This is a genomic window from Nocardia sp. FDAARGOS_372 (genome assembly GCF_002554515.1).
Classification (GTDB): domain Bacteria; phylum Actinomycetota; class Actinomycetes; order Mycobacteriales; family Mycobacteriaceae; genus Nocardia; species Nocardia farcinica.
This window is the reverse complement of the sequence record NZ_PDDW01000001.1, coordinates 3,664,684-3,690,131: the sequence shown is the minus strand read 5'-3', so window position 1 is coordinate 3,690,131 and position 25,448 is coordinate 3,664,684. Positions and strand designations below refer to the sequence as shown.

Here is a 25,448-nt window from a genome sequence, read left to right as displayed (position 1 = left end):
CTCCGCCGGTGCGCACATCCGCCCTCGCTAGGCTGGCGCAGGTGAATGCTCCCGCCTTGATCTCGGTCGCCGCGGATCTCGACTCGGTGACCTGTTTCGGACCCGAGGACGACCCCGCCGATGCCGGGCTCACCCACGCCGACGTGGCCGCGGTGTGGGCCGCGGTGCAGGACTGGTACCGGATGGGCACCACGCCCGCCATCCAGATCTGCCTGCGCCGACAGGGCAGGGTGGTGCTGAATCGGGCGATCGGGCACGGCTGGGGGAACGCGCCGAAGGACGGGCCCGACGCCGAGAAAGTCCTGATCACCACCGACATGCCGTTCTGCGGGTTCTCCACGGCCAAGGGGGTGGCGGCGGCGGTGATGGCGATGCTCATGGAGCAGGGCGCCTTCGCCCCCGGCGACCGGGTGGCCGACTACCTGCCGGGGTTCGCCGCGAACGGCAAGGAGCGGATCACCATCGCGGATGTGCTCTCGCATTCGGCAGGCATCCCGTTCGTCACCCCGCCCTATCGGGGCTCGGAGCTGGTGGTGGACGAGGAGCTGGCGTTGCGGGCGCTGGCCGATCTGAAGCCGAGTTGGCCGCCGGGCCGTTTCCGGGTCTACCACGCGCTGACCGGTGGCCTGATCCAGCGGGCGCTGGTGCGCTCCGCGACGGGCAAGCGGATGCGTGACCACCTCGCCGAGCGGGTGTTGACGCCGTTGGGCTTCCGCTGGAACAACTTCGGGGTGGCGGCGCAGGACGTCGACCGGGTGGTGCCGAGCGTGAAGACCGGCCCGGCCGCGTCGAAGGTGTCGGTGTATCTGGCGCGGCGGGCGCTGGGCGGACGGATGGACGGCGCGGTGTCGGCGCAGGCGCTGCGGGACTTCCTCACCGCGGAGCTGCCCTCGGGCAATCTGGTCACCACGGCCGCCGAACTGTCCCGCTTCTACGAAATCCTCGCGCGCGGCGGGGAATTGGACGGTGTCCGGGTGATGCGGCCGGAGACCGTGCGCGCGGCGGTGCGGCCCGCGCCGTGGCTGCCGGGGGTGGCCGGGCGGGTGAGCCGCGCGGGCTACGAGCTCGGTGGGCGGCGGTCGAAGTTCGGTGCGCACACCGAAGCGCATTTCGGGCGCAGCGGGCTCACCACCCAGTACGGCTGGGCCGATCCCGCGCGTGGGCTGGCCGGTGCGGTCCTGACCAGCGGCAAGGCCAGGACCGACGGGGACCGGCCGTGGCGCCTGGTCGCGCGGATCTCCGGGCGGTTCGGCCGGATCGACCCGGCCGAGCGGGTGTTCGACCTGTGAAGCTCAGTCGCCCGGGCGCGGGGTGAAGCAGCCGAGGATGATGCAGCCGCTCGGCCAGTCGGAGAACGGCGGCGGCAGCGGTTTGCCCAGGCACACCACCGGGTCACAGCCGGGGTAGGCGTAGGGCCCGAGGCCGAGCGCGGCGAAGGTGGCGGTCGGGTCGGACATGCGCGGGTCGGACAGGCTCACGTCCGGCTGTGGCACGTACGGGCCGGGGTCGGGCAGCACCGGGTCGCGGAACGCGGCGCCGATCGCGCGCAGCACGTCGTGCGGGTAGCTGACCGCGCTGCCGGGGACGGTGACGCCGGTCCAGCTCACCACGAGGTCCAGGCTGGGGACGATGTAGTTGTCCTGGCGCAGCATGCCCGACATCTTCACCGCGTCGGCCGGTAGCCCGGCGAACTCCGAACCGCAGCCGGGGCCGTTGACCACGAACAGGAAGCCCCAGCACTTCATCGCGGGTGAGGGCTCGCTCGCGCGTGCCAGGTACGCGGCGGACACGACTTGACGGTCACCCCAGCGGCCCCGGTCGGCGACCAGCAGGCCGAGCTTGGCGAAATCGTCGGGGGCGAGAACCAGGTGGGCGTGGCCGTAGGTGTTGCCGCTGCGGTCGCGGGCCCAGTGGTAGTCGGCGCGGTCGATGCCGAGCGGGTCGAACAGGGTGCGCTGAGCGTAGTCCTGCAGGTCCTCGCCGACGGCCTGCGCGACGACGTAGGCGAGCAGGTCGACCCCGCGCTGGCTGTAGCCGTACTTGGTGCCCTGCGGTGCCTCGATGGGGGTGCCCAGTGCCTGTGCGACGACGTTGGCGTCCAGGCCGGTGACACCGGTGACGCCTTCGGCGATGATCGCGACGTCGATACCGGAGGACTCGGTGAGCAGATTGCGCACCAGGATGGCCCGGTGCGCCTCGTCGCCGAGTCCGGCGGGCAGGTACTCGCCGATCGGGGCGTCGAGGTCCAGCTTGCCCTCGTCGGCGGCGATGCCCGCCACCAGCGACACCACGCTCTTGGTGGCACTCCACAGATTCCACGGCAATGCGCCGGTGCGCTCGTTGGCCGGGCCGGTGACCACCAGGCAGCCGTTGCGGAAGATCTTGAAGTTCAAGCGCGTCGGGTTGGCGACCAGCTCGCTCACCTTCTGCAGGGCGGCCGGGTCGAGGCCGACCTCCTCCGGGGTGGCGGTCTCGAACTGCCTGCCCTGCGGCGGCGCGCAGTGCTTCCACTCCGCCGCCTGCGCGGTGCCCCCGAAAGTACCGGCTACCGCGCACAGCAAAAGTGTGATCCACAGTGTCGCAACGTATTTGGCTGGTTTCAAGGCGCCCGCCCCTCGGCTCGATCGACTTGCCAAGCACATCGGGGCGAGGCCGGGAACGTTACGAAACGGCGGCGGTGCGGTCGCGGTAGTTGCGCGTCACCACGGCCAGGCAGCAGCCGGCCAGCGCAGCCAGTCCGAGATACATCACCGGGTAGCCCAGGCCGGTGGCGTCGTGCAGGAACGACAGCAGCGCGGGCAGGCCGAACCCGAGGTAGCTGACCGAGTAGAAGACGGCGGTGAGCCCGGCCAGGTCGTCCGGCCGGGCCAGGCGCTCGACCTCCTGTAGCCCCGCGACCAGCGCGATGCCGTAACCCGAGCCCAGCACGACAGCGGTGAGCAGCGCCGCCCACAGCGTCAGCGCGCCCACGGCGTACGCGGCCAGCACCATGCCGCCGGTGACCAGCGTCAGGCCCACCACGGCGGCCCGCGCCGTGCCGGGCCGGTCGATGCGGCGCGCGACGGACTGGATGGCGAAACCGCAGCCGAGGGTGACCACGGTGACCAGGGCCGAGAACGCGATCGGCGCGCCGGGCAGACGGGCGGCCATCAGCGTCGGCAGCACGGCGTAGGCGGTGGCGCCGCAGGCGAACAGCCACAGCGCGGTGGGCAGCGCGACGCGCACGAAGCGGTGATGACCGGCGGCGGGGATCTTCAGGTCGTCGCGCAGCCGGCCCGGATGCTGCTGGCGCGGCACGGTCTCCGGCGCCGAGATCAGCCACCCGGTCGCCGCCAGGCACAGGGCCACGTTGATCAGGTAGGGCAACGTATGCGGCAGCGGGCCCCACTGGGCGAGCACGCCCGCCACCCCGGCGCCGAGGGCGAAACCGCCGGTCAGGCTCATCGCCGAGCGGCGGGGACCGGTGCCGGGCGGGGAGAGTTCCTTGAGCCAGCTGCCGCCGACCGCCATCGCCAGGCCGAGCGCGACGCCGGAGAGCACCCGGCCCGCCGCCAGCAGCGGCACCAGATCGGCGCCCGAGGCCAGCAACAGCGAACCGAGCGCGGCGATCAGCGGTGCGGGCAGCAGCAGCGCGCGTCTGCCGTAGCGGTCCGAGAGCGGGCCGTCGATCAGCAGCGCGGGCACGATGCCGAGCACGTAGTAGAACAGCAGCAGGTCGACGGCGGTGGTGTTCAAGCCGTCGGCCTTGTAGAGCACCAGCAGCGGGGTGAACTCGTTGCCGCCCCAGGCGATGGCGAAGACGGCGGCGGCCACGCCCCACCAGGCCCTGGTGTGCGGTTGGGGCCGGGCGACCGGCTCGGTGAGCACGGCGGTGGTCATCACAGACCCCGCATTTCCAGCTGGTGCACCCCGGACAGGTGCTCGACCAGGGCGGCGGCGAACCCCTCGACGTCGCCGGCGGTGAGGAGTTCGGCCAGCCGGGCGTGCTGGTCGATGATCTGCGCGCTGTCGAGCGGTCCGCGGCGCAATGCCAGGCTGTTCATCCGGCGCTGCCGCTCGCGCAGCGAATCGTAGAAGCCGGTGAGCAGCGGGTTGCCCGCCGCGACGACGTATCCGCGGTGGAAGTCGGTGTCGGCCAGTGCCAGGCCCTCGAGGTCGCCGTCGCGCGCGAGGTCGCGTTGGCGCTCGATGTTCGCCCGCAGCGCGTCGGCCAGGCCGCCCGGCCGGGCTGCCGCGACGGACCGTGCGGCGGCAGTTTCCACCACGTAGCGGGCGTGCACGACGTGCTCGGCCTCGTCCGGGGGCACCGGCACGACCAGCGCGCCGCGCTTGGGGTAGAGCTTCATCCAGCCCTCGGTCTCGAGGCGCAGGAAGGCCTCGCGCACCGGGGTGCGCGACGTACCGAGTTCGGCGGCGATCTCGCCCTCGCTGATCAGCTCTCCGCCGGTCAGTCCGCCGCTGAGGATGCGCTCCTTGACCGCGCGGTAGGCGTGCTCCGCCGATGAATACGTCTTAGACACAAGTTGTATCTTAGCGGCGCGCCTGCGGCTCCCTCCTGTGGGATCGACCACCCGCGCCAGCGGAACGCGCGGGTCGGAACGCGCGGTGGTGGGTCAGAACATCGAGACGATGAGGGCGACGGCGACCGCGACGAACACCGCCACCAGCAGGACCATCACCGCGACCGCGGCGACACCGGTGGGCGGGAAGTGCTTGCTCGTCCGCGGTTCCGGTGCGGACAGCCCCGAGGTCTGCGGGGTGTCCGGTGGAGTGTCGCCGGGCCGGACACCGCCGCCGGGTTCGAGGTCCGGGGTGCGGGCGGGATCGGGATCCATCGACATCGCGCTACTCCCCGTCGTTGCCGGGGGTCTCGGGCTCGTTCGGCCGCTGCCCCTTGGCTTTGCGAGACAGGATCACCGCACCGACCAGCACGGCGATTCCGATGATCACGAGTATCTCCATGCCGGGTGCGTACCCGTGATCGGCGCCGCCAATCAGGGGTACGGCGTTGTGTGATGTCCCCGCCTCGGCGCGAGTTCACTGGTGATTGTCCGATTGATGGGGCGAGCCGTTGCCGGGCGACCCCGCGCCGTTCACGATCGAAGCACACGATGAGTGTGGTACAGATCACCAATCGATCCGAGCGAGGGGCGACGATGGCGGCGCGGCACAGTTTTCTGACCTACCGGGAGACCTACGGGTTCCCGGTCACACTGACCGGGCGTCAGGTGGTGCTACAGGTCGGCACCGTCGGGGTGGTGACCATGCCCGAACCGGTCGGCAGTGTCGTGCAGAACCTGCTACAGCCCGCCCAGCTGGCCGGGCCGGTGTTCGCCGACCCGAAGGCGGGCCGCTGGGTGTTCCTCGTCGACGGCGTGCCCGGCATCTCGCCCGCCCAGCAGGTGATCCTCGGCGAGGTGGGGGTGCGGATCCCGGCGCGGGCGGAGGAGATCGCACTGCCGCTGCTCAGCGAATCGGGCACCGGGCCGGGCGACGAACGGCGTTGGCTGTGGCCGCCGGGCTACGAGTTGCCGCAGCCGGGGGCGTTCCTGGCCGAGGTGCTCGGCGCGGCGCGGCGGTTCGATCTGCGCGAGCGGGTGCGCGCGCTGAGCTGGTGAGCCCGGTCAGTAGGCGCGGCAGGCGTCGCGCGCGCCGTCCTTGGTGGCGTTGAACTTGTCGATCGCGGCGTTGAGGGTGTCCACGTCGGCGCGGCGTTCGAGCGTGTCGGCCAGGGCGTTGGTGTCGTCGCGGTAGGCGCGCAGCGGCTCGGCGACCGCGGCGGGCACGTCCCGGGTGAGCTTCTGGTCGACGCTGCGGGCGCCGTCGCGCAGGGCCCGCACGGCCGCGTCCGCCTTGGGTTCGGCGTCGGGAGCGTTGTTGTTGCCCGCGTCGATGTAGGCGTTGAAGGTGTCGACCGAGGTGTCGTTGGCGGCGGCGAAGGCGTCACAGGCCGCGCCGGCCGCGCGCTCGATCGCGGCCGCCCGCGAGGACGACGCGGCCGCGGAGGAGGCGGCCACCTCGGAGGCGTAGGCGGCCAGCTCGGTCTGGTCGACCTGGGCCCGGCCTGCGATCTGTTGCGAGCAGGCGCCGATGAGCAGCAGACCGCTCGCGGTGGCCGCGACCGCCGCGATCAGGCCGGTGCGTTCGAGTCGTCGCATGTCCTTCTCGCCCTTCCGTTCGTTCCGTCCGGCCGGGAGGAAACAGGTGGGGCGCCGGACCTTCCGACGTTACTCGGTGTCGTGCCGACCGGCAGGCCGGACAGGGGCTTCGTTGATCAACCGATATCGGAGTTCGTGCCGCGCTCAGGAGGAGGCGATGTCGATGACCAGCCGGGTGGGGCCGCTCAGCGCGCTCACCGAGAAGGCGGGGCGGTCGCCGTCGACACCGATGAAGGACTGGGTGACGCCCTCGAACACCAACGGCGTGGCGACGGCGATGCCCGGCACGTCCGGGTCGGTGGCCGGATCGGGGCCTGCGTAGGGGGAGACGCCGCTGTCGAACGGGTAGGCCGAGCCGGTGATGCGCACCTCGAGCACCGACCGACCGGGGATGTCGAGTTCGCGTCCGCTGCCGTCCTGTACGGCGCGATCGGTGTACTCGACGGTCCAGCCGGGCGTGCCCTTGCCGCCGAGGTCGAAGACGATGCGGTCGAAGCCGGGCTGGCGGCCGATCCGGATGCCCGCGACGGTGAGTGCCGCGTCCGGCGAGGCGGTGCCGCGCTTGGGCTGGGCGTCGACGGGTGCGGGCGCGGGTGCCTCGGCCAGGGTGCCCGCCACCGTCGTCGTGGTGGTGCGGGGCGTGGCGGCCGGTCCGGCGTCGTCGCAGCCCACGAGTACCGCCGCGGCCACCGCCACCAGCACTGCCAGTCTGTTGCGCATGAGGCTGATGTTAATCGTCTCCGGCGGGGGTGGTCGTGATCGCCGTGGCAACGATCTAGCACACTTGAGCCGTGCACGATGTGGAGGACGTACTCGGTCGCCTGCGGCGGTATCCGGACGTGGAGGCGGTCAACCTCTATGCCGTCGACGCCGCCGACCGGCTGATCCTCGACGTGGCCGCCGACGCCATCGAGGCAGCGGGCAGCGGGCGTGTCGCGGTGATCGGCGACAGCTACGGCGCGCTCACGCTCGGCGCGATCGCCCGCCACGACCTGCGCGAGGTGCGCGTGCACCAGGACCTGCTCACCGGTGAGCTGGCCCTGGCCAACAACGCACGCGCGGTGGGCCTGACCGACCGCTACGTGCCCCAGCCGCTCACCGAGGCACTGCTCGCCGACGCGACCGTGGTGCTGCTGCGGCTGCCCCGGGCGCTGGCCGGACTGTCCGAGGTGGCCGACGCCATCGCCCGGTACGCCGACCCCGCCGTGCAGGTGATCGCCGGTGGCCGGGACAAGTACCTGACCAAGACGATGAACGACGTGCTCGGCGAGTCGTTCGCCGAGGTCAGGGCCAGCCGGGGCAGGCAGAAGTCGCGGACGCTGCTGGCCTCGGGACCCAAACCGGTGGGGGCGCCGCCGTTCCCGGTTCGGGAGCGGCTGGACGAGATCGATCTGGAGGTGGTCGCGCACGGCGCGGCCTTCTCCGGTCCGCGACTCGACATCGGCACCCGCTTCCTGCTCGAACATCTCAAGCTGATGAAGCCCGACGCCCGCGATGCCATCGATCTGGGCTGCGGCACCGGCATCCTCGCGGTCGCGCTGGCGAAGGCACGGCCGGGCCTGCGCGTGGTCGGCACCGACCAGTCCGCCGCCGCGGTCGCCTCCGCGGAGGCCACCGCCGCCGCCAACGCCGTCGCCGACCGGGTGCGGGTGGTCCGGGACGACGCGATGTCCTCGGCCCCGGACAACAGCGCCGATCTGGTGCTGTGTAACCCGCCCTTCCACGTCGGCGCGGCGGTGCACACCGGGGCCGCGATCAAGATGTTCGCGGAGACGGGTCGCGTTCTGCGGCCGGGTGGGGAATTGTGGACGGTGTACAACTCACACCTCGACTACCGGGGTGTGGTGGAGCGGATGGTCGGCCGGACCGACGTGGTCGGGCGCAACCGGAAGTTCACGGTGACTCGGTCGGTGCGTGGGCTGCACGACGTCCGGCAACGGTAGAGTCCGAAATGTCCGCCTCGTGGTTCCTGTGGGAACTCGGCGGCGGAGCCGCACGTTGAACAGAACAAGTTGGAGCTCGAGCGCCAGCTCGATCAGACAGCCGCAACGACTCCAGAAAGGCACTCACGGTGCGCACATCCAGCAATCCGATATTCAAGAACCTCCCGAAGCAAGAGGGCGGTGGCTACGCCAACTTCGGATCGGGCGTGGCGGGTGCCGGACAGTTCGGGCAGCAGTTCGGTCACCAGTACCCCAACCAGTACGGCCAGTACCAGCAGCAGCCGTACCAGCAGCCCGCGCCGCCCACCACCACCCGGGCGATGACCATCGACGACGTGGTCACCAAGACCGGCATCACGCTGGGTGTGCTGGCGATCTCGGCGATCGTCGCCTACGCGCTCACCTCGGCCAACACCGGCCTCGCCCCGCTGTTCGTGATCGTCGGCGGCCTGGTCGGCCTGGTGCTGGTGCTGGTGGCGACCTTCGCCAACAAGATGGACAACCCGGTCATCGTGCTGTCCTACGCGGTCGCCGAGGGGCTGTTCCTCGGTGCGCTGTCGTTCATGTTCACCGATGTCAGCTTCGGCGGTGTCGGTGGCAGCGGCCTGATCGCCCAGGCGGTGCTGGGCACCTTCGGTGTGTTCGCCGGCATGCTCGTGGTCTACAAGACCGGTGCCATCCGCGTGACGCCGCGCTTCACCCGCATGATCGTCGGCGCCACCATCGGCGTCGTGGTGCTGATGCTGGGCAACCTGATCGCCAGCTTCTTCACCGACGGCGGCTTCGGTCTGCGTGACGGCGGCGCGCTCGCCATCGTGTTCAGCCTGGTCTGCATCGCCATCGCCGCGTTCAGCTTCCTGCTCGACTTCGACGCCGCCGACCAGCTGATCCGCGCGCAGGCGCCGGAGAAGGCGGCCTGGGGCGTGGCGCTCGGCCTGACCGTCACCCTGGTGTGGCTGTACGTCGAGATCCTGCGACTGCTGAGCTACTTCCAGAACGACTAGTCCGCGGCGCCGCGGGCGCGACGACAGAGGGCGGCCACCGGAGTTCCGGTGGCCGCCCTTCGTCGTAACCGGGGGAGCGCTCAGCTCAGGCGCTCGAGCACCATCGCCATGCCCTGGCCGCCGCCGACGCACATCGTCTCGACGCCGAACTGCTTGTCGTAGGTCTGCAGGTTGTTGATCAGCGTCGCGGTGATGCGGGCGCCGGTCATGCCGAACGGGTGGCCGAGCGCGATCGCGCCGCCGGAGACGTTGAGCTTGTCCTCGTCGATCTTCAGCTCGCGGGCCGAGCCGAGCACCTGCACCGCGAAGGCCTCGTTGATCTCGAACAGGTCGATGTCGTCGACGCTCATGTTCGCCAGCGCCAGCGCGTTCTTGACCGACTCGATCGGGCCGAGGCCCATGATCTCCGGCGACAGGCCGGACACGCCGGTGGACACGATGCGGGCCAGCGGGGTCAGGCCCAACTCCTTGGCGCGCACGTCGCTCATGATCACCAGCGCGGCCGCACCGTCGTTGAGCGGGCAGCAGTTGCCCGCGGTGACGGTGCCGTCCGGCCGGAAGACCGGCTTGAGCTGGGAGACGGCCTCGTAGGTGACGCCGGCGCGCGGCCCGTCGTCCTTGCTGACGACCGTGCCGTCGGGCAGCGTGACCGGGGTGATCTCGCGCTCGAAGAAGCCGTTGTCGATGGCCTCCTCCGCGCGGTTCTGCGAACGCACGCCCCAGCGGTCCTGGTCCTCGCGGGTGATGCCGGTGAAGCTGGCGACGTTCTCGGCGGTCTGGCCCATCGCGATGTAGACGTCGGGCAGCAGGCCGTCCTCGCGCGGGTCGTGCCAGATGCCCGCGCCGCCCTCGGCGGCCTTGGCCGTGCGCGCCTGCGCGTCGGCGAAGATCGGGTTCTGGGTGTTCGGCCAGCTGTCGGCCGAGCCGTGCACGTAGCGCGACACCGTCTCCACGCCCGCGGAGATGAAGGCGTGTCCCTCGCCCGCCTTGATGGCGTGGAAGGCCATCCTGGTCGACTGCAGGGACGAGGCACAGTAGCGGTGCACGGTGGTGCCGGGCAGGGTGTCGTAGCCGAGCATGACCGCGACGTTGCGGGCGATGTTGAAGCCCTGCTCACCCGCGGGCGAGCCGCAGCCGAGGATCAGGTCGTCGATCTGGGTGGGGTCGAGCGCGGGAACCTTGTCCAGTGCGGCGCGCACGATCTGGGTGGCCAGATCGTCGGGACGCATGTCGACCAGCGAGCCCTTGCGGGCACGACCGATGGGAGAGCGTGCGGTCGAAACGATAACTGCCTCTGGCATGAGGGCTCCTTTGGTCTTACTGCTCAGTTTGTTACCGGCTCCACTATGTGTACCGAACGGGTCCGGCGGAGGGAATGTCGGCCCGGCCGTTCGGCGACGCCGCCGGCACACCGGATTTCTGCGCGATGAGCGCCCGCAACCGGGCGGCGAGCCCGCGCAGGGTCGGCCCTGGTCCGTGGTCGGTGTCGACCCCGCGACCCTCGAGCGCCATGAGCAGGGTGGGCAGGATGCGCGCGGCCGCCAGCTGATAGCCGTCGGCCGAGGGGTGGAAGCCGTCGGCGGAGAACATCCGGTCCGGGGCGTGCAGGAACTCCGGGCCCAGATCCGACAGCGGCACCGGATGGCCGCCCGCGGCAGTGGTGGCGGCGAACTGTGCCTTGGCCAGGCGGGCGCTCCAGTTGTGCACGATGGTGCGCAGCGGCTGCGGGATCGCCGACACGGTGCCCAGGTCCGGGCAGGTGCCGACCACCACCACGCTGCCCGCCCGGTGCAGCCGGGCCACCGCGGCGCCGAGCCGGCGCGCGGAGGCGCTGATGGAGTGCTTCTTGGTGATGTCGTTGGCGCCGATGAACACCACGGCGGCGTCCGGCGGCGGTCCCGCCACGAACATGGCGTCCACCTGGCCGGCCAGTCCCTTGGAGGTGGCGCCGGAAATGGCCTTGGTGCTCAACCGGATTCGCTGTCCGGTGGCCTCGGCCAGGGCGCGGGCGATGCGCACGCCCGGCACGCCCTCGGCGGTCAGGCAGCCCACCCCGGCGGCGGTCGAGTCGCCGAAGATCATCAGGTGCAGGTCGAACTGCCCGCCGGTGCGCCACGGCTCGGGCTCGACGCACCCCGCGGTGTAGATGCCGTCCGCCTCCGGCGGTTTCGAGGTGTCCCGGCCGATCACGCCGCGGGCGATACCCGCCTGCGCCATCAGCATCCGGTACGCCAGCCAGGAGGCGGTGCCCGCCCCGGAGCCGGCCAGCAACGTCGCGGCACCCGTCACCGCGGCGGTACGCCTGTTGATCCGAGGTGCTCCCACGCCGCCCGATTTTACGGGCCGAAGGTGGCCGCGGCGGGGCCGCGAACGCCGGTCAGGCGGGAACGACGAACAGCCCCTTCGCCGGGATGCTCGGCGCGTCGGTGGTCACGGTGACCTCCACCCGGCCGGGCCCGGTGTCCTGGAACAGCGCGTACTGGATGCTGCCGTAGATGCCGGTGACGACGATGTTGTCGAAGGCGCCCGTCGCGCCGGTGTCGAGATTGCGCCACGCCGCCGTGGCCCGGACCTCGCACAGCGGGGCGAACGGGTACCTGCCGGGCCCGATGCCGCCGACCGGGGTCGCGCGCATGTTGAGCACCGCCCGCCCCGGCCACTGCGGATCGGTGTCGGCCCAGGTCTGGACGCTGGTCCAGCACAGCCCGCCGCGCGCCATCGTCGGCACGTCGGGGAACGGAATGGTCTCGGCCTCGGCCTGCGCGCCCGATCCGAGCACCACGCTCGCCGCGGCACCGGCGAGCACGGCGGCGATCCGGGCCCTGTGGGTCTGCCTCATGGTTGCCGATCCTAGAACGGGTACGCCTGCACGCGCCCGGCCTCCGGCGCGCCGCCGCGGGGTGTCGTGCCGACCCGCTGAGGCGACGTGCGCGAACTCACAGCGGGGCCTTCTGCAACGATGGGGCTATGCGCATCGCGGATCACGTCGTGGACCTCATCGGCAACACGCCCCTGGTCCGGCTCAACAATGTCGTCGGCCCGAACGCGGGCCTGGTCGCCGCCAAGATCGAGTACCTCAACCCCGGCGGCAGCTCGAAGGACCGGATCGCGGTGAAGATGATCGACGCCGCGGAGAAGTCCGGCCAGCTGAAGCCGGGCGGCACCATTGTCGAGCCGACCTCCGGCAACACCGGCGTGGGTCTCGCGCTGGTGGCGCAGCAGCGCGGCTACAAGTGCGTGTTCGTCTGCCCGGACAAGGTCTCCGAGGACAAGCGCAACGTGCTGCGCGCCTACGGCGCCGAGGTCGTGGTCTGCCCGACCGCGGTCCCGCCGGATCACCCGGACAGCTACTACAGCGTCTCCGATCGGCTCGTCCGCGAGATCGACGGTGCGTGGAAGCCCGACCAGTACTCCAACCCGGGCGGCCCGGAGAGCCACTACGAGACCACCGGCCCGGAGATCTGGCGCGACACCGACGGCCGGGTGACCCACTTCGTCGCGGGCGTCGGCACCGGCGGCACCATCACCGGCGCGGGCCGCTACCTCAAGGAGGTCTCCGGCGGGAAGGTGCGCGTCATCGGCGCCGACCCGGAGGGCTCGGTCTACTCCGGCGGCAGCGGCAGGCCCTACCTGGTGGAGGGCGTCGGCGAGGACTTCTGGCCCTCCGCCTACGACCCGGCCGTGCCGGACGAGATCATCGCCGTCTCCGACGCCGACTCCTTCGAGATGACCCGCAGGCTGGCCCGGGAGGAGGGCCTGCTGGTCGGCGGCTCCTGCGGCATGGCCGTGGTGGCCGCGATCGAGGTCGCGCGGCGGGATCCGGACGCCGTGGTGGTCGTGTTGCTGCCCGACGGCGGCCGTGGCTACCTGTCGAAGATCTTCAACGACCAGTGGATGAGCTCCTACGGCTTCCTGCGCACCCGCCTGGACGGCAGCCCCGAGCCGCTGGTGGGTGACGTGCTGCGCGGTAAGTCCGGCGAGCTGCCCGACCTGGTGCACACCCACCCGTCGGAGACGTTGCGCGACGCGATCGAGATCCTGCGCGAATACGGCGTCTCGCAGATGCCGGTGGTCGGTGCCGAGCCGCCGGTGATGGCGGGCGAGGTGCAGGGCAGCGTCACCGAGCGCGACCTGCTCTCGGCGGTGTTCGAGGGCCGCGCGCATCTCACCGATTCGGTGGCCCAGCACATGAGCCCGTCGTTCCCGCTGATCGGTTCCGGCGAGCCGATCTCGGCGGCGACCAAGGCGCTGTCGGACACCGACGCGCTGATGGTGGTCGAGGACGGCAAGCCGGTCGGCGTCATCACCCGGCACGATCTGCTCGGTTTCCTCAGCACCGGCAGCGTCGGCCACTGAGGCTCGACGGCCCTTTCCATTCCGGACGGTGAATTCCGCGCGGAAATACTACTACTGATTTCGGCTAATTGTTCGCAATCCGAGGGTTAGCCCAGCATCAGTCGGGTACAACCCGCCGTAGGAATCGCCTCGGCAAACTGCCCTGGCGCGGACCGGATAGCGAAGGGAAGGGCCGTGAACACCTCCAGTTTGGCTATCGATTTCCAGCAGGGGCTATCGGACGCGTGGAGTTCGGTGGCGACGTTCGTCCCCAAGCTGGTCGGCTTCCTGGTCATCCTCCTGGTGGGTTGGATCATCGCGAAAGCCGTGGCGACCATCGTGAACAAAGTGCTCGAACGGGTCGGTTTCGACCGGCTGGTCGAGCGCGGCGGGGTCAAGACGATGCTCGACAAGAGCAAATACGATGCCTCCGACCTGCTGGCGAAGCTCGCCTACTACGCGATCCTGCTGATCGCGCTGCAGCTGGGCTTCGGCGTCTTCGGCCCGAACCCGATCAGCACCATGCTCAACGGCATCGTCGCCTGGCTGCCGAGGGCCGCGGTCGCGATCGTCATCATCGTGGTCGCGGGCGCGATCGCCCATGCCGTGCGCGAGATGGTCACCAACATGCTCGGTGGCCTGTCCTACGGCTCGCTGCTGGGCAAGCTGGCCGCGGTGTTCATCTGGGGCGTCGGCATCATCGCCGCGCTGAACCAGATCGGCGTCGCCACCTCGGTCACCACCCCGATCCTGGTCACCGTGCTCGCCACCATCGGCGGCATCCTGATCGTCGGCGTCGGCGGCGGTCTCATCCGGCCGATGCAGCAGCGGTGGGAGAACTGGCTCAACGGCCTCGAGCAGGACATGCCCGCGATGCGCGGCCAGGCGCAGGCCTACCAGCGCGGCCGCGAGGACATCGCGCGCGAGCAGGAGTACGTCGACCAGCAGGCCGCCCGCAACCAGGAGCAGTGGCAGGAGGCCACGTCGGGTGCGGGTTACCCGCAGACCGGCGGCTACCAGCAGCAGCAGGGCGGCTACCCGCAGCAGGGCGGCGGCTACCCCCAGGGTGGCGCCTACCCGCAGGGCACCGAGTACCCGCAGGGCGGCGCCCAGGGCGGCTACCAGCAGGGCTACGGCCAGGGCGGTGAGTATCCGCAGGGCGGTGGCTACACCCGGTACGGCGACGAAGGCGATCGCCGCTAGGGCACCTCGACATCGAAACCACGTCCGCCGCGAAACTTCGCGGCGGACGTTGTCGATTGCGGCCGGAAAGTGACCGGTATGCCGCGCAGACTCGACTCATGAGCGAATCCGAAGCGACCACCGGTCAGCACGACATCACCGACTACGACGATCCCGACGCGCCGTGGAACCAGGCGTGGGACGAGGACGCCGGCATCGCGGGCTGGAACGACGATGTGATCAAGGAGTTCCGGGAGAACTCCGGCAAGGTGGGCGGTGCCTACGCGGGTGGGGATCTCATCCTGCTCACCACCACGGGAGCGAAGAGCGGCAAACGGCACACGACGCCGCTGGGGCCGCTGTACCGGGGCGAGACCATGTACGTGAGCTCGTTCGTCGAGGACAAGTACCCGGACTGGTGGCACAACATCAAGGCGAATCCGCAGGTCACCGTCGAGCTCCGGGACAAGACCTACCGGGCGACCGGCAGGGTGCTCGAAGGCGCGGAGTACGACGAGTTCGCGGCCTGGGTGCTGGCCGAAAACCCCCTGCTGGCGGACTTCCAGTCCAAGATCGACCGGCCCATGCCGCTGGTCGTGCTGACCCTCGACGGCGAGGTCGGCGCCGCGCCGGCGGAGTAGCCCCGCGACCCGACCGGCCCGCTGTGCGGTCGCGGTCGGGCTGTCGAGCCGTGCGCACGGCCGTCGGCCGACTGGTCGGGCTACTCGCGGGGAGGGTGCCCGGTTCTCACCGAGCGGCGGGGCGGGCGTGCAGGCAGATGCTCGCCAGGCGCAGTTGCAGCCAGTCCGCGTCGAGCCAGGCGGCGGGGTCGGCCGGGGCTTCACCGGTCATCGGGGTGGCGCCGGAGAGCACGGTGGCGACGGTGGCGCCGCAGTGGTCGAGCAGGCCGCGGGCGTACCCGGCGAGCAGGACCGGCACGGGTACGCGGTGGGCGTCGTCCACCCCGAATTCGAGGATGTCGCGGACGGCCGCGGCGTGCTGATCCAGTGCCGCCGAGACGGCCGGGTACGCCGCCGCGGCGGCCAGTGCCGGTGCCCCGTGCGAGCGGTGCAGGCGGTTCAACATGCGGCGCGCCGACACTTCGAGCAACGCGGGGCCTAGCAGAAACACTCGGACATGCTAGCAATCGGCGCGCATTTATCGAACTGTGATATTTCACCGATTGCGTTCGCGGTGGTCTCCGGCTAGCCGGCAAACCCGATGTCGAAAGAGTTTGTCAGCGAAAGGCATTCGCGTCGGTCAGGGCGCGGCCGAGCACCAGCTGGTGCACCTCCGAGGTCCCTTCGTAGGTGAGCACCGACTCCAGGTTGTTGGCATGGCGCAGCACCGGATAGTCGAGGGTGATGCCGTTGGCCCCCAGGACGGTGCGGCATTCACGGGCGATGGCGATCGCCGTCCTGGTGCTGTTGAGCTTGCCCGCGCTGATCTGCTCGGCGGTGATCCGGCCCGCGTCCTTGGCCCGGCCCAGGTGCAGCGCGAGCAGCATGCCCTTGCCGTACTCCAGCGCCATGTCGGCGATCTTGGCCTGGGTGAGCTGGTAGGCGGCCAGCGGCTTGTCGAACACCTCACGGGAGCGGGCGTAGTCGATGGTGGCGGCCAGGCAGTCGGCGGCCGCGCCCAGCGCGCCGAACACGATGCCGAAGCGGGCTTCGCTCAGGCACGCCAGCGGCGCGGCCAGCCCGTTCGACCCGGGCAGCACCGCGTCGGCGGGCAGGCGCACCTCGTCCAGATCCAGTTCGGCGGTGATCGAGGCGCGCAGCGAGAGCTTGCGGCGCATTTCCCGGGCGGTGAAGCCCGGTGTGTCCGTGGGCACCAGGAATCCGCGCACCACCGGCTTGGCGTCCCCACCCTCGACGGCGTAGGCCCAGACCACCGCCACATCGGCGACCGAGCCGTTGGTGATCCACATCTTCGAGCCGTTCAGCACCCAGTCCGAGCCGTCGCGCACCGCCCTGGTGCGCATGCCGCCCGGGTTGGAGCCGAAATCGGGTTCGGTGAGGCCGAAACAGCCCAGCGCCTCGCCCGCGGCCATCGACGGCAGCCACCGCTGCTTCTGCTCCTCCGAGCCGAACTTGTGGATCGCCGACATGGCCAGCGAGCCCTGCACCGAGACCATGCTGCGCAGGCCGGAATCCACCGCTTCCAGCTCGTGGCAGGCCAGCCCGTAGGCGGTCGCCGACAGGCCGGGGCAGCCGTAACCCTCGAGGTGCATGCCGAGCAGGCCGAGCTCACCGAGCGCGGGCGCGATTTCGCGCGCCGGGAAGGTCCCGGCCTCGAACCAGTCGGCCACGTGCGGGCGCAGCCGCTGCGCGGCGAACGCCGCCACGGTCTTCCTGATCTCGCGTTCCTCGTCGTCGAGCAGGCTGTCGATCGCGAAGAGTTCCTCCACCGTCACCATGCCCCGAGCCTAGAGTGGCCCCTCCGCCGTCGGGCGCCGATGGCCGCCCTCTAGGCTGGTCGCATGAGCGAGCTGGGATTCTCCACCAGGGCCGTGCACGCCGGATTCGATCCCGATCCCCAGACCGGCGCGGTGAACGTGCCGATCTACGCGAGCTCGACGTTCGCCCAGGACGGTGTCGGCGGCCTGCGCGGTGGTTTCGAGTACGCCCGGACCGGCAACCCGACCCGCAGCGCCCTGGAGGCCAACCTGGCCGCCCTCGAATCGGGCGCGCACGGCCGGGCCTTCGCCTCCGGCATGGCCGCCACCGACTGCGTGCTGCGCGCCACCCTGCGCCCCGGCGACCACATCGTCATCCCCGACGACGCCTACGGCGGCACCTTCCGGCTGATCGACAAGGTCTTCAGCCAGTGGGGCATCGAGCACACCCCGGCCCACGTCTTCGACACCGACGCCATGCGCGCGGCCATCCGCCCCAACACCAAGCTGGTGTGGGTGGAGACGCCGACCAATCCGCTGCTGAGCATCGGCGACATCCCGGCCCTCGCCGAGATCGCGCACGCCGCGGGCGCGAAGCTGGTGGTGGACAACACCTTCGCGACCCCGTATCTGCAGCAGCCGCTGGTGCTCGGCGCCGACGTGGTCGTGCACTCGACCACCAAGTACCTGGGCGGGCACTCCGACGTGGTGGGCGGCGCGCTGATCACCAACGATCCGGAGCTGGACGCGGCCTTCGCCTTCCTGCAGAACGGCGCGGGCGCGGTGCCCGGCCCGTTCGACGCCTACCTCACCATGCGCGGCACCAAGACACTGGCCGTGCGGATGGAGCGGCACTGCGACAACGCCGAGGCCATCGCCGGTTTCCTGGCGAAGCATCCGGCGGTGTCCACGGTGATCTACCCGGGCCTGCCGGAGCATCCCGGCCACGCCGTCGCCGACAAGCAGATGCGTCGTTTCGGCGGCATGATCTCGGTCCGGTTGCACGGCGGCCGGGACGCGGCACTGGACTTCTGCTCGCGGACGAAGATCTTCACCCTCGCCGAATCGCTGGGCGGGGTCGAGTCGCTGATCGAACACCCCGGCGCGATGACGCACGCCTCCACCGCGGGCTCCCAGCTCGAAGTGCCCGCGGACCTGGTGCGGCTGTCGGTCGGCATCGAGGACGCCGCGGATCTGCTCGCCGACGTCGAGCAGGCGCTGGCGAAGTAGGGGACCACGGAGATGACGAAGCGGCCGCACTCGACACCGAGTGCGGCCGCTTGCGTACGGGCCGGGTTCGGGGGCTGTGACGGATCAGCCGTGGTAGGGCTCCGCGCTGACCAGGGTCACCTTCATGGTGTTGCCGTTGGGCAGCGTGTATTCGCGCGTCTCGCCGACCTTCGCATCGATCAGGGCACCGCCGAGCGGGGAGTTGGGCGAATAGGTCTCGAGGTCCGAGTGGCCGAGGCCCTCCTCGCGGGTGGCGATGAGGAACGTCTCGGTGTCGTTCTCGTCACCGTCGTAGTAGACCTTCACGACCGAGCCGGGGAGCGCGACGCCGGACTTGGTCGGCGCGACGCCGACCTTGGCGTTGTTCAGCAGCTCCTGCAGCTGACGAATGCGGGCTTCCTGCTGGCCCTGCTCCTCGCGCGCGGCGTGGTATCCGCCGTTCTCCTTGAGGTCGCCTTCTTCGCGACGCTCGTTGATCTCCGCGGCGATGACCGGACGGTTGGCGATGAGCGCGTCGAGTTCGCTCTTGAGCCTGTCGTGCGACTCCTGGGTCAGCCAGGTCACATTCGTCTCGGTCATCTCGATCACTCCCTCGTAGTTGTTCCCGGCGCGCCGGGATTCCCTGATAACCGGGGCATTACCCACCCGAAGGTGGACATGCACCAGCAGGCGGCTGGAGCAATACCCGGGGGTGGTCCTTCCTACCCCGCCAGGCCCGGTCTCGGATGAACCCGTGAACCCGTGACCGCGTTGCGCCGGCCGCCAATGCAGCAAACACGGCTCCGAGGCACGGAACCGTGTATCACGCTATTTTAGCATGAATCGAAAATATGCAGGTAGGAAGTTATTTTTGCCCGGTCGGCCGGCGATTTCGCGGGTCCGCGGCGCCGGTTCAGCCGACCCGGAGATAGGCCGGAACGTCCTCGCTGCAGCCGTAGACCGTGCCCGACGCGGCCCGGGTCGAGGTGCGGATGGTGGTGGTGAGTTCCAGCGTGCCGTGCTCGGAGCCGGGGACGAGCACCTCGCGCCTGCCAACCTCGGCGGTGTCGCGGTCCATCGCGCGCACGAAGCACACCACCGCGCGGTCCGGGTGCGCGCGCGTCAGCTTGAACCGCAGCGAGACCGTGGAGTCGTCGACGACGGTGTAGCCGAGCTGTTCGGCCTGGATCTCGTCCGGGCCGTACTTCTGGAAGCCCAGGTAGGCGACGACGAGACCGGCGGCGAGCACCACCGATGCCAGGACGGGGGCCAGCCACCGGCGCGGGCCGCGCGGGCGGGTGCCGTAGCGATCGGCGGGACGCGCGGTGACGCTGGTCGGCACCGGATCGCTCATGACGGCTCGCTCCCGGGGGGTAGGTCGGAACAACGGAGACTCGAATGGAACTATAGGTAACGAAGACCAGACACCCGCGACCGAGAGCGATGGTGAACGAGACGTGAGTGGCCTTCGCCTCATGGCGGTGCACGCCCACCCGGACGACGAATCGAGCAAGGGTGCCGCGACGACCGCCCGATACGCCGACGAGGGCCATGAGGTCCTGGTCGTGACGTTGACCGGCGGCGAACGCGGCAGCATCCTCAACCCGGCGATGGACACCCCGGGTGTGCTCGAGCGGATCCACGAGATCCGCCGCGAAGAGATGGCCGCGGCCGCCCGCGCGCTCGGCGTGCGCCACACCTGGCTCGGCTTCGTCGACTCCGGCCTGCCCGAGGGCGACCCGTTGCCCCCGCTGCCGGAGGGCTGCTTCGCGCTGGTCCCGCTGGAGGAGGCCACCGAGGCGCTGGTGCGCGTCGTGCGCGAGTTCAAGCCGCACGTGATGACCACCTACGACGAGACCGGCGGCTACCCGCATCCGGACCACATCCGCTGCCACGAGGTGTCGGTCGCGGCGTTCGAGGCCGCGGGCGATCCGGAGCGGTTCCCGGACGCCGGTGAGCCGTGGACGCCGCTCAAGCTCTACTACGACCACGGCTTCAGCAGGCGCCGCCTCGAGGTGTTCGCCGAGGAGTACGAGCGGCTCGGGCAGCAGTTCCCGCTGCAGGGCTGGCTGGACCGGATCAAGGAACGGGCGGGTGACCGCGGCGACATCATGGGCCGGGTGACCACCCAGATCGAGTGCGGCAAGTACTTCCCGCAGCGCGACGACGCCCTGCGGGCGCACGCCACCCAGATCGATCCCAACGGCGCGTTCTTCGCCATCCCGTTGGAGATGCAGCAGCGGCTGTGGCCGACCGAGGAGTTCGAGCTGGCCAAGACCCGGGTGCGCACCTCCATCCCGGAGACCGACCTGTTCGCCGGTATCGAGGACGCGCAGCGGTGATTCTCGAGCTTCTCGCGCAGACACCGGGCACGCCGACCGGGCCCGAGTTCGGAAAGGCGTCGCCGCTGGGGCTGGCCATCGTGCTACTCCTGCTGGTGGGCACCTTCCTGCTGGTGCGGTCGATGAACCGGCACCTGAAGAACCTGCCGCCCACCTTCGAACCCGAGCATCCCGAGCCGGATCAGGCCGCCGACGAGGGCACCGACCCCGGAGCGGTGCGCCTGGAGGACACCGCCGAACCCGACACCGGCACCGATCGCTCGCCGAAGCCCGACCGCGGCTGATTCCCCTGCTGACGGCGCACAACGGTGCGCCGCAAGCCTTTTCGACCCGCCACCACGCTCGTCGCGGCACCTGTCGCCGGTCGCCCGCCCGTGGTTAGATGCTGCCACTCGAACGGGCGGGCCCGCTCGACCGGCGCCGCCGCTCGACCGCCGCCGCCCTCCGCACGACCGAAGGACGCCCATGGACACTGTGCTCGGCCGGATCGATTCCGCTCTGGACACCACCGCCGCGATCGTCGCCGCGGTGGACGACGACCGGCTCACCGCACCGACACCGTGCGCCGACTGGGACGTGCGCACGGTGCTGAACCATCTCGTCGGCGGTATGCACACCTTCGCGGCGAAGCTGAGCGACAACGACTCCGGTGCGGGCACCGCGCAGGGCTGGCTGGGTTCGGACCCGCAGGCCGCCTACGCCGCGGCGGCGGAGATCGATCGCGCGGCCTGGCGCCGTCCCGACGTGCCGACCGCCACCCTGCACCTACCGATCGGCCCGGTGCCCGCGCCCGCGGCGGCGCTGGTGCACCTCACCGAACTCGTGGTGCACGGCCTCGACGTCGCGGTGGCGGTGGACCGGGTGGACCTCGTCGACGAGGAGATGTGCGCGCACCTGCTGGAGACGATGCTGGCCTACCACGGCATCGACCCCTACCGGGCGCTGGGCGCTTTCGGTGCGGAGCTGCCGGTCGAGGACGACGCGCCCGCGCACCGCAAGCTGCTCGCCTACACCGGCCGGAAGTGGTGACCGGCCGGCGCACCCGGTAGCAGCCGGCCCGGGGACCGGCACGGCGGCCGCGTGGATCGGCGGTCGCCGGGCACTCTGTGTCCTGACCCGTTTCCGCGCGGGTGTGGAAGGCTGGAACCATGAATCGATTGGCCGCCGCGACGTCGCCGTATCTGCGCCAGCACGCGGACAACCCGGTGCACTGGTGGGAGTGGGAGCCCGCCGCACTGGCCGCCGCCAAGGAACGCGACGTGCCGATCCTGCTGTCGATCGGCTACGCCTCCTGCCACTGGTGCCATGTGATGGCGCACGAGTCGTTCGCCGACCCCGCGACCGCCGCGCTGATGAACGAGAACTTCGTGTGCGTGAAGGTCGACCGGGAGGAACGGCCCGATCTCGACGCGGTGTACATGAACGCCACGGTCGCCATGACCGGGCAGGGCGGCTGGCCGATGACCTGCTTCCTCACCCCCGACGGCGAGCCGTTCTACTGCGGCACCTACTACCCGAAGACCCCGCGCGGCGGCATGCCGTCGTTCACCCAGCTGCTCACCGCCGTCACCGACACCTGGCGTAACCGGCGCGACGAGGTGGACCGCGCCTCCGCTCAGGTGGCCGAGGCGCTGCGGGCGCAGAGTTCCGGCTTGCCGGAGGGGGAGCTGCGGATCGCCCCGGAGCTGCTCGATCACGCGGTGGCGGCGGTGGTACGCGAGGAGGACCGCGAGCACGGCGGGTTCGGCGGCGCGCCGAAGTTCCCGCCGTCGGCGCTGCTCGAGGGCCTGCTGCGCAGCTGGGAACGCACCCGCGACCCGGCCGTGTACGGCGTGGTGAGCCGCACGGCCGAGGCGATGGCCCGCGGCGGCATCTACGACCAGTTGCGCGGCGGCTTCGCCCGGTACTCGGTGGACGAGCGCTGGCTGGTGCCGCACTTCGAGAAGATGCTCTACGACAACGCGCAGCTGCTGCGCGCCTATGCCCACCTGGCCCGCCGCACGGTGCCGGACCGGTCCGATCTGGCGGCGCGGGTCGCCCGGGAGACGGCGGGCTTCCTGCTCGACGATCTGGGCACCGAGCACGGCGGCTTCGCCTCCGCGTTGGACGCCGACACCCACCTGGAGCCGGACGGTCCCGGCGTCGAGGGCGCCACCTACGTGTGGACCCCCGCCGAACTCGTCGCCGAACTCGGCCCGCAGGACGGCGCGTGGGCCGCCGAGGTCTTCGGGGTGACGACGGCGGGCACTTTCGAGCAGGGCACCTCGGTGCTGACCCGGCGGGCCGAGCCCGACGATCCGGAGCGGTTCGAGCGCGTCCGCGCGGTACTGCGGGCCGCCCGCGACCGGCGCCCGCAACCCGCCCGCGACGACAAGGTGGTCACCGCCTGGAACGGGATGGCGATCACCGCGCTGGCCGAAGGGGGCGCGGCGCTGGGCGAGCCCGCCTGGATCGAGGCGGCCGCCGCCTGTGCCCGCTTCCTGCTGGCCGAGCACGTCCGCGACGGGCGGGTGCGGCGCGCCTCGCTCGGCGGCACCGCGGGCACCTCACCCGGTGTGCTGGAGGACTACGCGTGGCTGGTCACCGGCCTGCTGGCGCTGTATCAGGCCACCGGCCAGGCGGATTGGCTCGAACCGGCCCAGGTGGTGCTCGACAGCGCCATCGCCCATTTCGCCGACCCGGAGGCGCCGGGCAACTGGTTCGACACCGCCGACGACGCCGAGACGCTGGTGGCCCGCCCGCGCGATCCGATCGACGGCGCCACCCCGGCGGGTGCCTCCGCGCTGGCCGAGGCGTTGCTCACCGCCGCCGCGCTGGCCGACCCGGAGCGCGCCGTGCGTTACCGGGAGGCGGCCGAACAGACCCTCACCCGCGGTGCGCTGGTGCTGGCCAGGGCCCCGCGCTCGGCCGGGCAGTGGCTTGCGGTGGCCGAGGCGGCGGTGCGCGGGCCGATCCAGGTGGCGGTCGCGGTGCCCGCCGAGCGGTCGTCGGCCGCCGAGGCCCTGCTCGGCACCGCACGGCGGGCCGCGCCGGGCGGATCGGTGATCCTCGCCGGCGAGAGCGGTTCGGCGCCGCTGCTGGCCGATCGCGCGCCGGTCTCGGGAGCGGCCGCCGCCTACGTCTGCCGGGGCTCGGTCTGCGATCTGCCGGTGACCGACGAGAAGGCGCTGCGGGAGGCTCTCGCCCGCGTCTGAGTGCGCCCGTCGGCGCCGGCGCGGGAGCCCGCCGTCAGGGCGGCCCGTCGGGCTGCTCGTGCTGCGGGGTGGCGGCGCGGATCTCGGTCATCCCGCTCATCGGCAGGCGCCGTGAGCCGTGGCCGGTACCCGACTCCGCGCCGTCGCCCGTGGTCTTCCACCGGTCCTCGCAAGGCGACGGCCGGGCGGGCGTCTCGATGTCGGTCCAGGTCGCGGTGGGCACCGGCATGCCGCGCAGCAGGATGTGCCGGTAGGCGGTCCACTTCACCCGTTCGTGCGGGGCGGCGGCCTCGATCAGCGCGCGGCTGACCAGGATTCGCCGTGGCACCCGCTTGGCCTCGGCGGTCAGGCGCGCCGCCTCGTTCACCGCGTCTCCGATCACGGTGTACTCGAGCCGGGTGTCGGTGCCCACGTCACCGGCGAACACCTGCCCGCGGGCCACGCCGATGCCGATGTCGAGTTCGCCGATCGCGGTCACCTCGTCCCGGATCCGCCGGGCCGCCCGCAGCGCGGGAGTGGCGTTGTCGCGCAGCGCGATCGGCGCGCCGAAGATGCACAGCGCCGCGTCGCCCTCGAACTTGTTGACCAGGCCGTTGTTGTCCTCGGTCGCGGCCACCACGATCGAGAGCAGCCGGTTGAGCTTGGCGACGAACTCCTGCGGCGCCAGCTCCGTCGACAGCGCCACCGACCCGGTCACATCCACGAACAGCGCGGAGACCACCCGCACGTCCCCGGTGAGGTCCAGCCCGCCCGCCAGCGCGCGTTCGGCCACCTCGGCGCCGACATGCCTGCCGAAGACGTCGCGCATCCGGTCGCGCTCGCGCAGGTTGGCGGCCAGCTCGTTCACCGAGTGCTCCAACCGGCCCACCTCGCTGGCACTGCCGACCGGCACCCGCACGTCGGTCTCGCCCTTGCTGATGCGGTCGAGTGCGAGCCGCAGCGTCCGCATCGGCGTGGCGACCGAGCGCGCCAGGAAGGTGGTGGCCAGCGCGCCCACGGCGATGCCGACACCGGAGAGGTAGATCGCGGTGCGGATGCGGTCGGGCGCGCCGGCGGCCGGGTCGGCCAGCACCACGATCAGCATGACCAGCGGCATGGCCCCGGAGACCGCCCAGGTGACCACCACCCGCACCAGCACCGAGGAACTCCAGTGCATGGTTGCGCCGAGCACCCGCGCCACCACCGGGATGGTCGGGCGGATCAGCCGGTCCACGATGAGGAAGGTCACGGCGGCGGATTCGAAGGCGCCCAGGGTGAACAGCGCCGCCGTCACCGCCGTGTTGTTGTGCGGGGTGAACTGGGAGAACATCGAGGTCGCGATGATCACGCCGGGGATCCACAGCGCCAGTGCCCTGGCCGTGATCGCGATCGGCAGCCGCAGGACCTTGCGAGCCTCCTCCGGGGTGGGTTTGCGCGCCTCGTTGAGCCACCGGAAGTAGACGTTGCGGTCGCGGACGGCCAGGCCGACGCCGATGAGCAGACCGATGATCGGGTAGACGGCGACCATCGTCAGGGTGTGCCGCCAGTCGGGGCCGAGCCTGCCGAGGAAGCCGCTGAGCCACAGCTGCGTGACGATGACCGCGAGGCCGGTCATGTTCGCGGTGATGACCACTGCGGCCAGCCCCCACCGGGCCTTGAGCGCCCAGACGACGAGCTTGGCGATCACGACCGGAGCACACCTGC

The 25,448-nt window shown here is 71.2% G+C and carries 26 protein-coding genes; 12 read left to right on the top strand and 14 right to left on the bottom strand.

All coding sequences use genetic code 11. The features are described from left to right. Positions 1-41 precede the first annotated feature (41 nt). Entirely contained in the window at positions 42-1,289 is a 1,248-nt protein-coding gene (locus CRM89_RS17630) for a serine hydrolase (RefSeq protein ID WP_098085125.1), read from the top strand. Positions 1,290-1,292: 3 nt separating this feature from the next. On the opposite strand, the gene CRM89_RS17625 is transcribed toward CRM89_RS17630, so the two are convergent. The 4 genes from CRM89_RS17625 to CRM89_RS17610 all read right to left on the bottom strand — a co-directional run bounded on the left by CRM89_RS17625 (position 1,293) and on the right by CRM89_RS17610 (position 4,841). Beyond that, positions 1,293-2,561 carry a serine hydrolase gene (locus tag CRM89_RS17625; RefSeq protein ID WP_228792428.1) on the bottom strand — a complete coding sequence of 423 codons (1,269 nt, stop codon included), beginning with the start codon at positions 2,559-2,561 and terminating at the stop codon, positions 1,293-1,295. 100 nt (positions 2,562-2,661) lie between these two features. Next, on the bottom strand, positions 2,662-3,879 hold the full coding sequence (locus tag CRM89_RS17620; RefSeq protein WP_228803144.1) for an MFS transporter: 1,218 nt from the start codon (positions 3,877-3,879) through the stop codon (positions 2,662-2,664). Beyond that, complete coding sequence (locus CRM89_RS17615; protein WP_098085120.1) at positions 3,879-4,520, bottom strand: GntR family transcriptional regulator; 642 nt, start codon at positions 4,518-4,520, stop codon at positions 3,879-3,881. Before CRM89_RS17615 ends, CRM89_RS17620 begins: the two co-directional genes overlap by 1 nt. A gap of 93 nt (positions 4,521-4,613) precedes the next feature. After that, complete coding sequence (locus CRM89_RS17610) at positions 4,614-4,841, bottom strand: DUF6480 family protein (RefSeq protein ID WP_011211377.1); 228 nt, start codon at positions 4,839-4,841, stop codon at positions 4,614-4,616. Between the two features lie 270 nt (positions 4,842-5,111). On the opposite strand from CRM89_RS17610, the gene CRM89_RS17605 reads away from it, so the two are divergent. Next, on the top strand, positions 5,112-5,618 hold the full coding sequence (locus CRM89_RS17605; protein WP_127516241.1) for a hypothetical protein: 507 nt from the start codon (positions 5,112-5,114) through the stop codon (positions 5,616-5,618). Positions 5,619-5,624: 6 nt separating this feature from the next. On the opposite strand, the gene CRM89_RS17600 is transcribed toward CRM89_RS17605, so the two are convergent. Beyond that, on the bottom strand, positions 5,625-6,158 hold the full coding sequence (locus CRM89_RS17600; protein WP_098085117.1) for a hypothetical protein: 534 nt from the start codon (positions 6,156-6,158) through the stop codon (positions 5,625-5,627). A gap of 144 nt (positions 6,159-6,302) precedes the next feature. Further along, the gene (locus tag CRM89_RS17595; protein ID WP_170986820.1) at positions 6,303-6,878 is read right to left on the bottom strand and encodes a hypothetical protein; all 576 of its coding nucleotides are present in this window, start codon (positions 6,876-6,878) and stop codon (positions 6,303-6,305) included. Positions 6,879-6,949: 71 nt separating this feature from the next. Between CRM89_RS17595 and CRM89_RS17590 the strand changes: the two genes are divergently transcribed. Both CRM89_RS17590 and CRM89_RS17585 read left to right on the top strand, forming a co-directional pair. Continuing rightward, positions 6,950-8,101 (top strand): class I SAM-dependent methyltransferase, encoded by a 1,152-nt coding sequence (locus CRM89_RS17590; RefSeq protein ID WP_098085114.1) that lies wholly within the window; start codon positions 6,950-6,952, stop codon positions 8,099-8,101. Positions 8,102-8,229: 128 nt separating this feature from the next. Next, a complete protein-coding gene (locus CRM89_RS17585) occupies positions 8,230-9,105 on the top strand; it encodes a Bax inhibitor-1/YccA family protein (protein ID WP_060594444.1) in 876 nt (291 codons plus the stop codon). Between the two features lie 80 nt (positions 9,106-9,185). Here the strand turns inward: CRM89_RS17585 and CRM89_RS17580 are convergent, their stop codons facing one another. From CRM89_RS17580 to CRM89_RS17570, 3 genes are read right to left on the bottom strand one after another with little or no spacing between them, the layout of a single operon-like run. After that, complete coding sequence (locus CRM89_RS17580) at positions 9,186-10,406, bottom strand: acetyl-CoA C-acetyltransferase (RefSeq protein ID WP_098085112.1); 1,221 nt, start codon at positions 10,404-10,406, stop codon at positions 9,186-9,188. A 43-nt stretch (positions 10,407-10,449) separates the two neighbouring features. Next, a complete protein-coding gene (locus tag CRM89_RS17575; RefSeq protein ID WP_011211370.1) occupies positions 10,450-11,430 on the bottom strand; it encodes an SGNH/GDSL hydrolase family protein in 981 nt (326 codons plus the stop codon). 52 nt (positions 11,431-11,482) lie between these two features. Further along, the gene (locus tag CRM89_RS17570) at positions 11,483-11,944 is read right to left on the bottom strand and encodes a hypothetical protein (RefSeq protein WP_098085109.1); all 462 of its coding nucleotides are present in this window, start codon (positions 11,942-11,944) and stop codon (positions 11,483-11,485) included. A gap of 128 nt (positions 11,945-12,072) precedes the next feature. Here CRM89_RS17570 and CRM89_RS17565 point away from each other — a divergent pair, with 128 nt between their 5' ends. The 3 genes from CRM89_RS17565 (at position 12,073) to CRM89_RS17555 (ending at position 15,263) form a co-directional block, all read left to right on the top strand. Next, a complete protein-coding gene (locus tag CRM89_RS17565) occupies positions 12,073-13,461 on the top strand; it encodes a cystathionine beta-synthase (RefSeq protein WP_011211368.1) in 1,389 nt (462 codons plus the stop codon). Between the two features lie 174 nt (positions 13,462-13,635). Then, complete coding sequence (locus CRM89_RS17560) at positions 13,636-14,643, top strand: hypothetical protein (RefSeq protein WP_098085106.1); 1,008 nt, start codon at positions 13,636-13,638, stop codon at positions 14,641-14,643. Between the two features lie 98 nt (positions 14,644-14,741). Then, positions 14,742-15,263: a nitroreductase/quinone reductase family protein gene (locus CRM89_RS17555; RefSeq protein ID WP_098085104.1), complete on the top strand. Its 522-nt coding sequence runs from the start codon at positions 14,742-14,744 to the stop codon at positions 15,261-15,263. Between the two features lie 106 nt (positions 15,264-15,369). Here CRM89_RS17555 and CRM89_RS17550 read toward each other — a convergent pair whose 3' ends face one another. Together CRM89_RS17550 and CRM89_RS17545 are read right to left on the bottom strand one after the other, a co-directional pair. Further along, positions 15,370-15,753 (bottom strand): DUF6401 family natural product biosynthesis protein, encoded by a 384-nt coding sequence (locus CRM89_RS17550; RefSeq protein WP_011211365.1) that lies wholly within the window; start codon positions 15,751-15,753, stop codon positions 15,370-15,372. Between the two features lie 106 nt (positions 15,754-15,859). Further along, entirely contained in the window at positions 15,860-17,041 is a 1,182-nt protein-coding gene (locus CRM89_RS17545) for an acyl-CoA dehydrogenase family protein (protein ID WP_060594450.1), read from the bottom strand. 63 nt (positions 17,042-17,104) lie between these two features. Between CRM89_RS17545 and CRM89_RS17540 the strand changes: the two genes are divergently transcribed. Beyond that, on the top strand, positions 17,105-18,250 hold the full coding sequence (locus CRM89_RS17540) for a cystathionine gamma-synthase (RefSeq protein ID WP_098085102.1): 1,146 nt from the start codon (positions 17,105-17,107) through the stop codon (positions 18,248-18,250). A gap of 84 nt (positions 18,251-18,334) precedes the next feature. On the opposite strand, the gene greA is transcribed toward CRM89_RS17540, so the two are convergent. Both greA and CRM89_RS17530 read right to left on the bottom strand, forming a co-directional pair. Then, complete coding sequence (gene greA / locus CRM89_RS17535; protein ID WP_011211362.1) at positions 18,335-18,829, bottom strand: transcription elongation factor GreA; 495 nt, start codon at positions 18,827-18,829, stop codon at positions 18,335-18,337. 313 nt (positions 18,830-19,142) lie between these two features. Continuing rightward, positions 19,143-19,583: a DUF4307 domain-containing protein gene (locus tag CRM89_RS17530; RefSeq protein WP_060594452.1), complete on the bottom strand. Its 441-nt coding sequence runs from the start codon at positions 19,581-19,583 to the stop codon at positions 19,143-19,145. Positions 19,584-19,686: 103 nt separating this feature from the next. On the opposite strand from CRM89_RS17530, the gene mca reads away from it, so the two are divergent. From mca to CRM89_RS17510, 4 genes are all read left to right on the top strand, one after another. Then, positions 19,687-20,571: a mycothiol conjugate amidase Mca gene (mca, locus tag CRM89_RS17525; RefSeq protein ID WP_011211360.1), complete on the top strand. Its 885-nt coding sequence runs from the start codon at positions 19,687-19,689 to the stop codon at positions 20,569-20,571. Beyond that, positions 20,568-20,855: a hypothetical protein gene (locus CRM89_RS17520; RefSeq protein ID WP_011211359.1), complete on the top strand. Its 288-nt coding sequence runs from the start codon at positions 20,568-20,570 to the stop codon at positions 20,853-20,855. Before mca ends, CRM89_RS17520 begins: the two co-directional genes overlap by 4 nt. 181 nt (positions 20,856-21,036) lie before the next feature. After that, positions 21,037-21,600: a TIGR03086 family metal-binding protein gene (locus tag CRM89_RS17515; protein WP_086845529.1), complete on the top strand. Its 564-nt coding sequence runs from the start codon at positions 21,037-21,039 to the stop codon at positions 21,598-21,600. Positions 21,601-21,719: 119 nt separating this feature from the next. Continuing rightward, on the top strand, positions 21,720-23,765 hold the full coding sequence (locus tag CRM89_RS17510) for a thioredoxin domain-containing protein (RefSeq protein WP_098085099.1): 2,046 nt from the start codon (positions 21,720-21,722) through the stop codon (positions 23,763-23,765). Positions 23,766-23,799: 34 nt separating this feature from the next. Here CRM89_RS17510 and CRM89_RS17505 read toward each other — a convergent pair whose 3' ends face one another. Then, entirely contained in the window at positions 23,800-25,431 is a 1,632-nt protein-coding gene (locus CRM89_RS17505) for an adenylate/guanylate cyclase domain-containing protein (protein ID WP_011211356.1), read from the bottom strand. Positions 25,432-25,448: the final 17 nt, after the last annotated feature.

Bases quoted from the DNA above. Each gene is read 5' to 3' on its own strand.
- CRM89_RS17610 (WP_011211377.1), bottom strand. From the start codon at position 4,841: ATGTCGATGGATCCCGATCCCGCCCGCACCCCGGACCTCGAACCCGGC.
- CRM89_RS17580 (WP_098085112.1), bottom strand. From the start codon at position 10,406: ATGCCAGAGGCAGTTATCGTTTCGACCGCACGCTCTCCCATCGGTCGT.
- CRM89_RS17620 (WP_228803144.1), bottom strand. From the start codon at position 3,879: ATGACCACCGCCGTGCTCACCGAGCCGGTCGCCCGGCCCCAACCGCAC.
- CRM89_RS17530 (WP_060594452.1), bottom strand. From the start codon at position 19,583: ATGAGCGATCCGGTGCCGACCAGCGTCACCGCGCGTCCCGCCGATCGC.
- greA (WP_011211362.1), bottom strand. From the start codon at position 18,829: ATGACCGAGACGAATGTGACCTGGCTGACCCAGGAGTCGCACGACAGG.
- CRM89_RS17600 (WP_098085117.1), bottom strand. From the start codon at position 6,158: ATGCGACGACTCGAACGCACCGGCCTGATCGCGGCGGTCGCGGCCACC.
- CRM89_RS17565 (WP_011211368.1), top strand. From the start codon at position 12,073: ATGCGCATCGCGGATCACGTCGTGGACCTCATCGGCAACACGCCCCTG.
- CRM89_RS17510 (WP_098085099.1), top strand. From the start codon at position 21,720: ATGAATCGATTGGCCGCCGCGACGTCGCCGTATCTGCGCCAGCACGCG.
- CRM89_RS17545 (WP_060594450.1), bottom strand. From the start codon at position 17,041: ATGGTGACGGTGGAGGAACTCTTCGCGATCGACAGCCTGCTCGACGAC.
- CRM89_RS17605 (WP_127516241.1), top strand. From the start codon at position 5,112: ATGAGTGTGGTACAGATCACCAATCGATCCGAGCGAGGGGCGACGATG.
- CRM89_RS17555 (WP_098085104.1), top strand. From the start codon at position 14,742: ATGAGCGAATCCGAAGCGACCACCGGTCAGCACGACATCACCGACTAC.
- CRM89_RS17540 (WP_098085102.1), top strand. From the start codon at position 17,105: ATGAGCGAGCTGGGATTCTCCACCAGGGCCGTGCACGCCGGATTCGAT.
- CRM89_RS17515 (WP_086845529.1), top strand. From the start codon at position 21,037: ATGGACACTGTGCTCGGCCGGATCGATTCCGCTCTGGACACCACCGCC.
- CRM89_RS17570 (WP_098085109.1), bottom strand. From the start codon at position 11,944: ATGAGGCAGACCCACAGGGCCCGGATCGCCGCCGTGCTCGCCGGTGCC.
- CRM89_RS17595 (WP_170986820.1), bottom strand. From the start codon at position 6,878: ATGCGCAACAGACTGGCAGTGCTGGTGGCGGTGGCCGCGGCGGTACTC.